10 protein-coding genes and 1 pseudogene are annotated in these 12,080 nt (G+C 58.5%); 9 read left to right on the forward strand and 2 right to left on the reverse strand.

Features of this window, described 5'->3' with window-relative positions:
• Positions 1–534 precede the first annotated feature (534 nt).
• From fadB to NHU87_RS22175, 6 genes are all read left to right on the forward strand, one after another.
• Positions 535–2,682 carry a fatty acid oxidation complex subunit alpha FadB gene (gene fadB / locus NHU87_RS22150; RefSeq protein ID WP_253552527.1) on the forward strand — a complete coding sequence of 716 codons (2,148 nt, stop codon included), beginning with the start codon at positions 535–537 and terminating at the stop codon, positions 2,680–2,682.
• A 30-nt stretch (positions 2,683–2,712) separates the two neighbouring features.
• A complete protein-coding gene (gene fadA, locus NHU87_RS22155; RefSeq protein ID WP_253552528.1) occupies positions 2,713–3,888 on the forward strand; it encodes an acetyl-CoA C-acyltransferase FadA in 1,176 nt (391 codons plus the stop codon).
• Between the two features lie 98 nt (positions 3,889–3,986).
• Positions 3,987–4,223: a DUF1653 domain-containing protein gene (locus NHU87_RS22160; protein WP_007907781.1), complete on the forward strand. Its 237-nt coding sequence runs from the start codon at positions 3,987–3,989 to the stop codon at positions 4,221–4,223.
• Between the two features lie 114 nt (positions 4,224–4,337).
• A complete protein-coding gene (gene topA / locus NHU87_RS22165) occupies positions 4,338–6,965 on the forward strand; it encodes a type I DNA topoisomerase (RefSeq protein WP_253552529.1) in 2,628 nt (875 codons plus the stop codon).
• Positions 6,966–7,103: 138 nt separating this feature from the next.
• On the forward strand, positions 7,104–7,628 hold the full coding sequence (locus tag NHU87_RS22170; RefSeq protein ID WP_008073064.1) for a DUF6586 family protein: 525 nt from the start codon (positions 7,104–7,106) through the stop codon (positions 7,626–7,628).
• A 141-nt stretch (positions 7,629–7,769) separates the two neighbouring features.
• Complete coding sequence (locus NHU87_RS22175) at positions 7,770–8,003, forward strand: hypothetical protein (protein ID WP_007907774.1); 234 nt, start codon at positions 7,770–7,772, stop codon at positions 8,001–8,003.
• A 94-nt stretch (positions 8,004–8,097) separates the two neighbouring features.
• Here NHU87_RS22175 and sulA read toward each other — a convergent pair whose 3' ends face one another.
• Complete coding sequence (sulA, locus tag NHU87_RS22180; protein WP_008073066.1) at positions 8,098–8,571, reverse strand: SOS-induced cell division inhibitor SulA; 474 nt, start codon at positions 8,569–8,571, stop codon at positions 8,098–8,100.
• Positions 8,572–8,581: 10 nt separating this feature from the next.
• The gene (gene lexA / locus NHU87_RS22185) at positions 8,582–9,190 is read right to left on the reverse strand and encodes a transcriptional repressor LexA (protein ID WP_007907770.1); all 609 of its coding nucleotides are present in this window, start codon (positions 9,188–9,190) and stop codon (positions 8,582–8,584) included.
• 229 nt (positions 9,191–9,419) lie between these two features.
• Between lexA and NHU87_RS22190 the strand changes: the two genes are divergently transcribed.
• From NHU87_RS22190 to NHU87_RS22200, 3 genes and pseudogenes are all read left to right on the forward strand, one after another.
• Positions 9,420–10,127: a TetR/AcrR family transcriptional regulator gene (locus tag NHU87_RS22190; protein ID WP_007907768.1), complete on the forward strand. Its 708-nt coding sequence runs from the start codon at positions 9,420–9,422 to the stop codon at positions 10,125–10,127.
• Between the two features lie 158 nt (positions 10,128–10,285).
• Positions 10,286–11,296 carry a beta-N-acetylhexosaminidase gene (gene nagZ / locus NHU87_RS22195; protein WP_253552530.1) on the forward strand — a complete coding sequence of 337 codons (1,011 nt, stop codon included), beginning with the start codon at positions 10,286–10,288 and terminating at the stop codon, positions 11,294–11,296.
• A 10-nt stretch (positions 11,297–11,306) separates the two neighbouring features.
• Positions 11,307–12,043: pseudogene (locus NHU87_RS22200) on the forward strand (S-methyl-5'-thioinosine phosphorylase).
• The last annotated feature ends 37 nt before the right edge of the window (positions 12,044–12,080 follow it).

A 12,080-nucleotide genomic window follows, 5' to 3' on the forward strand; every position in this document is an offset into this window, starting at 1 on the left:
CGTCGCCGAACGCAGCCTCGCAGGCTCGGCAGCTGCTACAAAAAGCAATAAAAAGCCCGACATCATCATCGGGCTGAGGTTGGCCAGGCAGGCCGGTAATTCTGTAGGGCTGATCTTACGCTGGGGCATTCGTCAAAGCGTTCAAATTTTTTCTTCAAGGTCCCGCCAGCGTAGCTGGTTAAACACAGGTTGCCGGTAATTAGGGCGACTTTTCTAACTATTGATTCTATGAATGGCCTCACATGCATGAGCGTGTTGCAGGGCTTCGTGGTACGGAAGTGACCGGAAAGTCGCGTTTCAACCAGTATTTTGGGCGATTGACAATTGCCGGAAATTCCGTGAAGGTGACATACCCAAATCAAACGGGCGTATGAATTGAGCGTTTGTATCACAGAGCGTTCCTACAGAATCCCGACTATCGCGTTGGCGGGTGTGCCGGGTGAATTGGCGTAGCATCGACGTAAACGTCCTTGCCGAGCCAGTCGCCTGCGTCCGACGTGTACTGTTCAGCTTCCATATCGTGGAGATCAGTTGATGATTTACGAAGGTAAAGCCATCACGGTTAAGGCTCTTGAAAGTGGCATCGTCGAATTGAAATTCGACCTCAAGGGTGAGTCCGTCAACAAGTTCAACCGTCTTACCCTGAACGAACTGCGTCAGGCTGTAGACACCATCAAGGCAGATGCTTCGATCAAGGGTGTGATCGTCAGCAGTGGCAAGGACGTGTTCATCGTCGGCGCCGACATCACCGAATTCGTCGACAACTTCAAGCTGCCGGATGCAGAGCTTGTCGCTGGTAACCTCGAAGCCAACAAGATTTTCAGCGATTTCGAAGACCTCAACGTCCCGACTGTCGCCGCGATCAATGGCATCGCACTGGGTGGCGGTCTGGAAATGTGCCTGGCGGCAGATTTCCGCGTCATGGCCAATACCGCCAAAATCGGTCTGCCGGAAGTCAAGCTGGGCATCTACCCAGGCTTCGGCGGTACTGTGCGTTTGCCGCGCATCATCGGTGCCGACAACGCTATCGAGTGGATTGCCGCCGGTAAGGAAAACCGCGCTGAAGACGCGTTGAAAGTCGGTGCCGTCGACGCCGTGGTCGCCCCGGAGAAATTGCAGGAAGCGGCTCTGCACCTGGTCAAGGGCGCCATCTCTGGCGAGTTTGACTACAAGGCCAAGCGTCAGCCGAAGCTCGAAAAGCTCAAGCTCAACGCCATCGAACAAATGATGTCGTTCGAAACCGCCAAAGGTTTCGTGGCCGGTCAAGCGGGCCCGAACTACCCGGCGCCGGTCGAAGCGATCAAAACCATCCAGAAAGCCGCGAACTTCGGTCGCGACAAGGCGCTGGAAGTCGAAGCCACCGGTTTCGTCAAACTGGCCAAGACCTCTGCCGCGCAGAGCTTGATCGGTCTGTTCCTGAACGATCAGGAACTGAAGAAAAAGGCCAAGGCCTACGACGAAATCGCCAGAGACGTGAAGCAGGCCGCCGTATTGGGCGCCGGCATCATGGGTGGCGGTATCGCTTATCAGTCGGCCTCCAAAGGTACGCCGATCCTGATGAAAGACATCAACGAGCACGGCATCGAGCAAGGTCTGGCTGAAGCCGCCAAGCTGCTGGTGGGCCGCGTTGATAAAGGTCGCATGACCCCGGCGAAAATGGCCGAAGTGCTCAATGGCATTCGTCCGACCCTGTCCTACGGTGATTTCGGTCACGTCGACCTGGTCGTCGAAGCCGTTGTCGAGAACCCGAAGGTCAAGCAAGCCGTTCTGGCCGAAGTTGAAGACAAGGTCAAAGAGGACACCATCCTCGCGTCCAACACTTCGACCATTTCCATCACCTTGCTGGCCAAAGCCCTCAAGCGTCCGGAAAACTTCGTCGGCATGCACTTCTTCAACCCGGTGCACATGATGCCGCTGGTTGAAGTGATCCGTGGCGAGAAGTCCAGCGAAGTGGCCGTTGCCACCACCGTTGCCTACGCCAAGAAAATGGGCAAGAACCCGATCGTCGTCAACGACTGCCCGGGCTTCCTGGTCAACCGCGTGCTGTTCCCGTATTTCGGCGGTTTCGCCAAACTGGTCAGCGCCGGCGTGGACTTCGTCCGCATCGACAAGGTCATGGAAAAATTCGGCTGGCCGATGGGCCCGGCATACTTGATGGACGTGGTCGGCATCGACACCGGCCACCACGGTCGTGACGTCATGGCTGAAGGCTTCCCGGATCGCATGAAGGACGATCGCCGTTCGGCCGTCGACGTGCTCTACGAAGCCAAGCGCCTGGGCCAGAAGAATGGCAAGGGCTTCTACGCCTACGAGACCGACAAGCGCGGCAAGCAGAAGAAAGTCGCCGATCCTTCGGTGCTGGAAGTGCTCAAGCCAATCGTGTTCGAACAGCGCGAAGTCACTGACGAGGACATCATCAACTGGATGATGATCCCGCTGTGCCTGGAAACCGTGCGTTGCCTGGAAGACGGCATCGTCGAAACCGCCGCCGAAGCCGACATGGGTCTGGTCTACGGTATTGGTTTCCCTCCATTCCGTGGCGGTGCGCTGCGCTACATCGACTCGATCGGTGTTGCAGAGTTCGTTGCCCTGGCTGACCAGTACGCTGATTTGGGCGCGCTGTACCACCCGACCGCGAAGCTGCGTGAAATGGCCAAAAACGGTCAGAGCTTCTTCGGTTAAGCGCCCACACTAGAGCGAGAGTGAAAGTATATGAGCTTGAATCCTAGAGACGTCGTGATTGTCGACTTCGGTCGTACGCCGATGGGCCGCTCCAAGGGCGGCATGCACCGCAACACCCGCGCCGAAGACATGTCGGCGCACCTGATCAGCAAATTGCTGGAACGCAACGTCAAGGTTGACCCGAGCGAAGTCGAAGACGTTATCTGGGGCTGTGTGAACCAGACCCTGGAACAGGGCTGGAACATCGCCCGCATGGCGTCCTTGATGACGCAGATCCCGCACACTTCGGCCGGCCAGACCGTCAGCCGCCTGTGTGGCTCGTCGATGAGTGCTCTGCATACTGCCGCGCAAGCGATCATGACCGGTAACGGTGACGTGTTCGTGGTTGGTGGCGTCGAGCATATGGGTCACGTGAGCATGATGCACGGTGTCGATCCGAACCCGCACATGTCGCTGTACGCGGCGAAAGCCTCGGGCATGATGGGCCTGACCGCGGAAATGCTCGGCAAAATGCACGGCATCACTCGCGAACAGCAGGACGCCTTTGGCGTGCGCTCCCACCAGCTCGCCCACAAGGCGACTCTGGAAGGCAAGTTCAAAGACGAAATCATTCCGATGCAGGGCTACGACGAGAACGGTTTCCTGAAACTGTTCGACTACGACGAAACCATTCGTCCGGAAACCACCCTGGAAAGCCTGGCGGCTCTGAAGCCAGCGTTTAACCCGAAGGGCGGCACCGTGACAGCCGGTACTTCGTCGCAGATCACCGACGGTGCTTCGTGCATGATCGTGATGTCGGCGCAGCGTGCCCAAGACCTCGGCATCCAGCCGATGGCGGTGATTCGTTCGATGGCAGTGGCAGGTGTGGACCCGGCGATCATGGGCTATGGTCCAGTACCGGCAACGCAGAAAGCACTGAAGCGCGCGGGCCTTGGCATCAACGATATCGACTTCTTCGAGCTCAACGAAGCTTTCGCCGCACAGGCGCTGCCAGTGCTGAAAGATTTGAAAGTGCTCGACAAGATGAACGAGAAGGTTAACCTGCACGGCGGCGCGATCGCCCTGGGTCACCCGTTCGGTTGCTCCGGTGCCCGTATCTCTGGCACTTTGTTGAACGTGATGAAGCAGAATGGCGGCACCTTCGGGGTGGCTACCATGTGCATTGGTCTCGGCCAAGGCATCTCCACCGTCTTCGAACGCGTTTAAGCGTTTTGCTGATGGAAGCCGGGGCCAAGTGCCCCGGTTTTTGTTTTTCCGGATTTATTTTGTTTTTATTTTGAAAAAATTTCAGTGAGGGCCAAAACATGCCGATACAACCTGGGCTCTACGAACATTACAAAGGTCCGCAGTACCGCGTATTCGCTGTTGCGCGGCATTCGGAAACCGAAGAAGAAGTGGTCTTCTACCAAGCCCTGTATGGCGATTACGGCTTTTGGGTGCGTCCCTTGAGCATGTTCCTGGAGTCGGTCGAGGTCGACGGCGAACAGGTGCCACGCTTTGCTTTGGTGCAAGCCGAACCGAGCGTTTTTCCGCAGCCATAAGGGGAGTGCGCGCAGAACCCTGCGCTTGACCTCACCTTGTAGCCACTATATATAGCGGTGCCGCGTCAGGCGCCAACCGCCTTTCACTTCTAGAATTCAGGAATTTTCTGATCCATGGGCAAATCGCTGGTCATTGTGGAATCCCCGGCTAAGGCCAAGACCATCAACAAGTATCTGGGTAACCAATACGTGGTGAAGTCGAGTATCGGCCATATCCGAGACCTGCCCACCAGCGGTTCGGCTAGCGCCAGCAAAGAGCCTGCCGCCAAGCGCGGCAAGGCCGCCGCAGGTGAAGGTCCGGTGCTCACGCCGAAAGAGAAAGCGCGCAAGCAGCTGGTCTCGCGCATGGGTGTCGATCCCGATCATGGCTGGAAAGCCAAGTACGAGATCCTCCCGGGCAAGGAAAAAGTCATCGAAGAGCTGCGCCGGCTCGCCAAAGATGCTGACACCATCTATCTCGCAACCGACTTGGATCGCGAGGGGGAAGCCATTGCCTGGCACCTGCGCGAAGCCATCGGTGGTGACGACAGCCGCTACAAGCGCGTGGTGTTCAACGAAATCACCAAGAAAGCGATCCAGGAAGCCTTCTCCAAACCGGGCGAGCTGGACATCGATCGAGTCAACGCCCAGCAGGCGCGTCGCTTCCTCGACCGCGTGGTGGGTTACATGGTTTCGCCGCTGCTGTGGGCCAAGGTCGCCCGTGGCCTGTCCGCCGGTCGCGTGCAATCGGTTGCCGTGAAGCTGGTGGTCGAGCGTGAGCGTGAAATCCGTGCGTTCAATCCGGAAGAGTACTGGGAAGTCCACGCCGACCTCGGTACCGCCAAGGGCGCGACCGTGCGTTTCGACGTGGCCCGCGAGAAAGGCGAAGCCTTCAAGCCGCTGAACGAAGCCCAGGCCATGGCCGCGCTGGAGAAGCTCAAGGCTTCCAGCTACAGCATCGTCAAGCGCGAAGACAAACCGACCAGCAGCAAGCCGTCGGCACCGTTCATCACTTCCACCCTGCAACAGGCCGCGAGTAACCGCCTGGGCTTCGGTGTGAAGAAAACCATGATGATGGCTCAGCGTTTGTACGAAGCCGGCTACATCACTTATATGCGTACCGACTCCACCAACCTCTCGGCCGATGCCGTGACGATGGCGCGTACTTATATTGAAGGCGAATTCGGCAAGAAGTACCTGCCGGAAAATCCAAACGTCTACAGCAGCAAGGAAGGCGCACAAGAGGCTCACGAAGCGATTCGTCCATCCGACGCCAATACCGAGCCAAGCAAGCTGTCGGGCATGGAGCGTGATGCCGAGCGGCTTTACGAGCTGATCTGGCGCCAGTTCCTGGCTTGCCAGATGCTGCCGGCGCAATACCTGTCGACCACGGTCACCGTCGGTGCCGGCGACTTCGAGCTGCGTGCCAAGGGCCGCATCCTGAAGTTCGACGGTTACACCCGCGTCATGCCGCAAATTGCCAAGCCTGGCGATGACGACGTGCTGCCAGACATGGCCCAGGGCGACGCGATGAAGCTGATCAAGCTTGATCCGACCCAGCACTTCACCAAGCCACCGGCGCGTTACTCGGAGGCGAGCTTGGTTAAAGAAATGGAAAAACGCGGCATCGGTCGTCCTTCGACCTACGCGGCGATCATTTCGACCATTCAGGACCGCGGCTACGTGGCGCTGCACAACCGTCGTTTCTATTCGGAAAAGATGGGCGACATCGTCACCGAACGTTTGGCCGAGAGCTTCTCCAATCTCATGGATTACGGCTTCACCGCCGGCATGGAAGAGAACCTCGATGACGTGGCTCAGGGCGAACGCGACTGGAAAAACGTGCTCGACGAGTTCTACGGCGACTTCAAGAAGAAACTCGAAGTGGCTGAAAGTGTCGAAGGCGGTATGCGCGCCAACCAGCCAGTGATGACTGACATTCCGTGCGTGTTGTGTGGTCGTCCGATGCAGATCCGTACTGCTTCGACCGGCGTATTCCTCGGTTGCTCGGGCTATAGCCTGCCGCCGAAAGAGCGCTGCAAAGCCACCGTCAATCTGGTGCCGGGCGATGAAATCGCCGCGGACGACGAGGGTGAATCCGAGTCGTTGGTCCTGCGTGGCAAGCATCGCTGCCCGATTTGCAGCACCGCGATGGACGCTTACCTGCTCGACGAGAAGCGCAAGCTGCACATCTGCGGTAACAACCCGGATTGCTCTGGCTACGAAATCGAAGAGGGCACCTATCGCATCAAAGGCTATGAAGGTCCGAGCCTGGAATGCGACAAGTGCGGCAGCGAGATGCAGCTCAAGACCGGTCGTTTCGGCAAGTTCTTCGGTTGCACCAACGCTACCTGCAAGAACACCCGCAAGCTGCTGAAAAGCGGTGACGCGGCGCCGCCGAAGATGGACCCGGTGAAGATGCCTGAGCTCAAATGCGAAAAGGTCAACGACACCTACATCCTGCGCGACGGTGCTTCCGGCCTGTTCCTCGCGGCCAGCCAGTTCCCGAAAAATCGTGAGACTCGTGCACCGCTGGTGATGGAAATCGTGCCGCACAAGGATGAGATCGATCCGAAGTACCATTTCCTCTGCGAAGCGCCGAAGAAAGATCCGGACGGCCTCCCTTCGGTAATTCGTTACAGCCGCAAGACCAAAGAGCAGTACGTGCAGACTGAGGTTGACGGTAAACCGACTGGCTGGAAGGCGTATTACGACGGCGGCAAGTGGACGGTTGAAGACAAGCGTCCATCAGCCAAGGCTTAAAAGGCTGTACACAAAAGGCCGCATGACAACCCTCGGGTTTTCATGCGGCCTTTTGTTTTGGGCTTGCGGGAAGCTCAGGTGATCCACGACACTGTCTGACCTGCGTGAAGCAATTATTTCGTTGTGGAGGCTGCCGTCATGGCCCACGAACTCTATACCCGTACCAACCAGAAGATTTATTTCGCCGGCTTGTCGCTGGAAGCGCTTGCCAAAGCCGAAGAGGGGCGGGCGATGAACTCCTTGGCGCTGATTCAGGCCGGGCGCGAATCGGCGTTGTTTCACCTGTACGGTGCGCTATTGGGGCTGTGCCATGAAATCGCCGGTTTCTATCGCCTGCCTCAGGCCAATGCGCCGCGGGCAGAGATGCTGCTGACCCGCGAAGTGCTCGAAACCATCGCTATTCCGGAAATGGCCGAAATGGTCGAACTGGCGCAAAACCCTGAAACCTGGCTGGCCAAGCTGCTGTCGGCACATGCCGCACTGTTTCAGCCGCCTCGCGCTCCGCACAAGCCCAAGGGCGATGTGACGCAGCCGCTAATCCAGGCCGTTAATCTGGATGAAGAAGAGGCACCTGAGGAGCTGAGTCGGGAAGAACTGGAGAGCTGGCGTCAGAACCTTAAAGGCCTGGCAATTCGGTTTCGCGAAGGGTTGAACGAGTGCTGAAGGATTGAGTGTTTAGGGAAGGGGCTGCTCAAGGAAGAGGGCTGTCAGAATTTTCCTTTCGTGATGGCATTTGGTCAAGATCCCGAGCGAAGCTTGGCTGATGCCTATATAATCCCCGCCTTTCGTGGAGAACAGACCTTTATGCCAACGTCCTTTCTAGAAATTGTCGAGTTACCAGACGGCCGAATCGAGCTGCGCAGGGCCGAGGACGAAGGTTCTCTGGTTACTTTGGATTTCTCCGAGGATGCCAAGGTTTTCCTTCAAGGCCAGCATGTGGAAGTCGCCAAGGCGATGTTGAGCGTCGGTGTTCAGATGGCAGGCCGCCTGGTTGAAGGCGAGTTTGATAAGGAAGAGGGGCCACGGGTTCTTCATTGATCCCGCCCGTCGGATTCTTCGGATACCTCTACAGATCGGCTTCTCTATCCCTGGAGAAGCCCCGCGCTGTTCAGCGCACAACAGCGTTTGTCAGTTAACCCAGTCGAATATTCAGACTTTGCGCATCCCCGATACGGGCGGCGCTGATCAACTGTTGCCGTGACGTTGTGCTCAGCGGGTTAAGCCAGCTGACGACCGTATGGCTGCGACCAAGTCGCAAGGCTTCGCAGGTCAACTGCTGAGCGCTCTGCGTGCCGCGCGGTTGCAGGAGCAGAATGCGCTCACGGTTCAGACCGGCGTCCCGTAACCAGGCTTGTGTCAGGCTGGCGGGCGGGGCGATCAGTGTCAGCCAGCGTGCGTCCTGATCCTGACTCAGTTCTCTGAGAATCGGTGCCAGAAGGTTCAGGCAGTTCCCGGCCGCGCCGCGCAGTGATAGCTCGCTGAAGACTTCAGGCTCGGCGCTCCAGGGCGATTCGACCACGTCTTTCAGGATCGGCGCCAATGGCTGTGCCATGAACGCCTCGAACAACGGCAGTTGGGCTTGCTGTGAGGTATGTGGGAACTGCATAAAGCCTCCTTTAGCGGCGAATCACGCCGACACTCAAGCCTTCGATAACCAGTTCCTGATCTTTCAGGTTGACTTCGATAGGGGCGAATTCAGGGTTTTCGGCAATCAACCAGACCTTGCTGCCGTCGCGCTTGAAGCGCTTGACGGTCACTTCGTCACCGATCCGCGCCACGACGATCTGGCCGTTGCGGGCTTCGCGGGTGGTATGGACGGCCAGCAGGTCGCCGTCGAAAATGCCGACGTCCTTCATGCTCATGCCATGGACCCGCAGCAGATAGTCAGCGCGAGGATGGAAGAACGAAGGGTTGATGTTGCAGGATTCTTCGATGTGCTGCTGGGCGAGGATCGGCGCACCGGCAGCCACCCGGCCAATGATCGGCAAGCTGGATTCGTCTGCCTTGGCTTCGAAGCCAGGGATGCGGATGCCGCGGGAGGCGCCCGGGGTCATTTCGATCGCGCCCTTGCGGGCCAGTGCCTTGAGGTGTTCTTCCGCCGCATTGGGCGACTTGAAGCCCAGTTCCTGAGCGATTTCCGCGCGGGTCGGCGGGTAGCCGTTGTCTTCGAGGCAACGTTTGATGAAGGCCAGAATCTCTGCTTGGCGTGGCGTCAGCTTTAGCATATTGATCGCTCTGTTTTTTTATACAGTGACTGGGATTATATACAGTGAACCGGTCTTGGCAATGCCCCTTTTTTTGTCGGCCGCTGGACGGTCATTTTGCTCGCTGATGGAAGCGGCGCTGTTGTATGGTTAAATACCTGACCGACCATTCCCAAAACGAACCGCCAGACTTGACAAGGCCAAGGCTGAAACGTATGTTTCAAACAAGTGTTTGTCAGGCGGAGTAGCCATGGCCCAGTCGGAAACCGTTGAACGCATTCTCGATGCTGCCGAGCAGTTGTTCGCGGAAAAAGGTTTTGCTGAAACCTCATTGCGTCTGATCACCAGCAAGGCCGGTGTCAATCTGGCGGCGGTGAATTATCACTTCGGGTCGAAGAAGGCGCTGATTCAGGCGGTCTTCTCGCGTTTTCTCGGGCCATTCTGCCTCAGTCTCGATAAAGAGCTGGAGCGCCGTCAGGCCAAGCCCGAGAACAAGCCGACCCTTGAAGAGCTGCTGGAGATTCTTGTCGAGCAAGCGCTGGTAGTGCAGCCACGCAGCGGCAATGATCTGTCCATCTTCATGCGTTTGCTGGGGCTGGCGTTCAGTCAGAGCCAAGGGCACTTGCGTCGTTATCTGGAAGATATGTACGGCAAGGTATTCCGCCGCTACATGATGCTGGTCAACGAGGCCGCGCCGCGCATTCCCCCGATCGAACTGTTCTGGCGTGTGCACTTCATGCTCGGTGCCGCGGCGTTCAGCATGTCGGGGATCAAGGCCTTGCGTGCGATTGCCGAGACCGATTTCGGTGTCAACACCTCCATCGAACAAGTGATGCGTCTGATGGTGCCGTTCCTGGCCGCGGGCATGCGCGCCGAAACCGGCGTCACAGACACTGCCATGGCCACCGCGCAGTTGCGTCCGCGCAGCAAATCGGCCCCGGTTGCCGCCAAGGTTTAACCGCACACGGGTGGGCGCGGCAGCTGACATCCGCTAAGCTAGCCGCCCATGCCGACTCTCGTTCTGAACCCGCTCCTCATTGATATCGCCGACCTGCCGGGCTCAGCCCATGGCGGCGAGTTCGCGCGAGCCGGGTTTCTCGTAATCAAGGAATCTCTATGACTGCTGGCCTGCAAGGCTCGTTGATGGTGGACGTCGCCGGTACCTGGCTGACGGCTGAAGATCGCCAATTGTTGCGCCAGCCCGAAGTGGGCGGCCTGATCATTTTTGCCCGCAACATCGAACATCCGCGTCAAGTGCGCGAGTTGAGCGCTTCAATCCGCGCCATTCGTCCCGATCTGCTGCTGGCGGTGGATCAAGAGGGTGGTCGGGTTCAACGGCTGCGTCAGGGCTTCGTGCGGCTGCCAGCCATGCGTGCCATTGCCGATAACCCGAATGCCGAAGAACTGGCCGAGCAGTGTGGCTGGATCATGGCGACCGAAGTGCTGGCGGTCGGTCTCGACCTGAGCTTCGCCCCGGTGCTGGACCTGGATTACCAGCGCAGCGCGGTGGTCGGCACTCGTTCGTTCGAAGGTGATCCCGAACGCGCGGCCTTGCTCGCCGGTGCATTCATCCGCGGCATGAACAGCGCGGGAATGGCTGCCACCGGCAAGCATTTCCCGGGTCATGGCTGGGCCGAGGCCGATTCTCACGTCGCGATTCCCAACGACGAGCGCAGCCTCGACGAAATTCGCGCAAACGACCTGGTGCCGTTCGCGCGATTGAGCAAACAACTGGCCGCCGTCATGCCGGCCCACGTTATTTATCCGCAAGTCGATTCCCAACCTGCAGGTTTCTCCCGTCGCTGGTTGCAGGACATCCTGCGCGGCGAGCTGCAGTTCGATGGCGTGATCTTCAGCGACGACTTGTCCATGGCCGGTGCCCACGTGGTCGGCGATGCCGCCAGTCGCATCGAAGCGGCATTGACTGCCGGTTGCGACATGGGCCTAGTGTGCAACGATCGTGCAGCTGCCGAGCTGGCCTTGAGCGCCGCCCAGCGGTTGAAGGTCAAACCGTCGGCGCGTATTGCGCGGATGCGCGGGCAGGCGCACGCCAGCACCGAGTACCGTCAAGACCCTCGCTGGCTGGCGGCCATCGGCGCGCTCAGAGAAGCTCAATTGATCGATTAAGGACTTTCTAATGACGGTTTACGCGATTATCGGTGGCACCGGCCTGACTCAACTCGAAGGTCTGAGCATTCGTCAGTCATTGGCGGTAGACACCCCTTACGGCGCGCCTTCGGCCGAGGTGCAGATCGGTGAGTACGCCGCAAGGAAGTGCTTTTTCTCGCGCGTCATGGGCACCCACACCGTTTCCCGCCGCATCAGGTGAACTACCGCGCCAACCTGTGGGCCTTGAAGCAGGCCGGTGCCGAAGCGATTATCGCGGTCAACGCCGTGGGCGGGATTCATACTGCGATGGGCACCGGGCATTTCTGCGTGCCGCATCAACTGATCGACTACACCAGCGGTCGCGAACACACCTATTTCGCCGATGATCTGGAACAGGTCACGCACATCGACTTCAGCTATCCCTACAGCGAACCCCTGCGTCAGCAATTGATCGCCGCGTTGGCGGCTGAAGGTGTTGGCTACAGCAGCCAAGGCGTGTACGCCTGCACCCAGGGCCCACGTCTGGAAACCGTCGCTGAAATTGCGCGGCTGGAACGTGATGGTTGCGACATTGTCGGCATGACCGGCATGCCAGAAGCCGCATTGGCGCGTGAGCTGGCACTGGATTACGCCTGTCTGGCGCTGGTGGTGAACCCGGCGGCGGGCAAGTCGACAGCGGTGATCACTATGGCCGAGATCGAGCAGGCGTTGCATGACGGGATGGGCAAGGTGAAGTCGACATTGGCGCGGGTGTTGAGAGGCTAAGACGTACCCCACGTAATTCAGTCATTTTCAGAAGCGT

The organism is Pseudomonas mandelii (assembly GCF_024138395.1).
GTDB classification, from domain to species: Bacteria; Pseudomonadota; Gammaproteobacteria; order Pseudomonadales; family Pseudomonadaceae; genus Aquipseudomonas; species Aquipseudomonas mandelii_E.

Bases quoted from the DNA above. Each gene is read 5' to 3' on its own strand.
- fadA (WP_253552528.1), top strand. From the start codon at position 2,713: ATGAGCTTGAATCCTAGAGACGTCGTGATTGTCGACTTCGGTCGTACG.
- lexA (WP_007907770.1), bottom strand. From the start codon at position 9,190: ATGCTAAAGCTGACGCCACGCCAAGCAGAGATTCTGGCCTTCATCAAA.
- fadB (WP_253552527.1), top strand. From the start codon at position 535: ATGATTTACGAAGGTAAAGCCATCACGGTTAAGGCTCTTGAAAGTGGC.
- sulA (WP_008073066.1), bottom strand. From the start codon at position 8,571: ATGCAGTTCCCACATACCTCACAGCAAGCCCAACTGCCGTTGTTCGAG.
- nagZ (WP_253552530.1), top strand. From the start codon at position 10,286: ATGACTGCTGGCCTGCAAGGCTCGTTGATGGTGGACGTCGCCGGTACC.
- NHU87_RS22170 (WP_008073064.1), top strand. From the start codon at position 7,104: ATGGCCCACGAACTCTATACCCGTACCAACCAGAAGATTTATTTCGCC.
- topA (WP_253552529.1), top strand. From the start codon at position 4,338: ATGGGCAAATCGCTGGTCATTGTGGAATCCCCGGCTAAGGCCAAGACC.
- NHU87_RS22160 (WP_007907781.1), top strand. From the start codon at position 3,987: ATGCCGATACAACCTGGGCTCTACGAACATTACAAAGGTCCGCAGTAC.
- NHU87_RS22190 (WP_007907768.1), top strand. From the start codon at position 9,420: ATGGCCCAGTCGGAAACCGTTGAACGCATTCTCGATGCTGCCGAGCAG.
- NHU87_RS22175 (WP_007907774.1), top strand. From the start codon at position 7,770: ATGCCAACGTCCTTTCTAGAAATTGTCGAGTTACCAGACGGCCGAATC.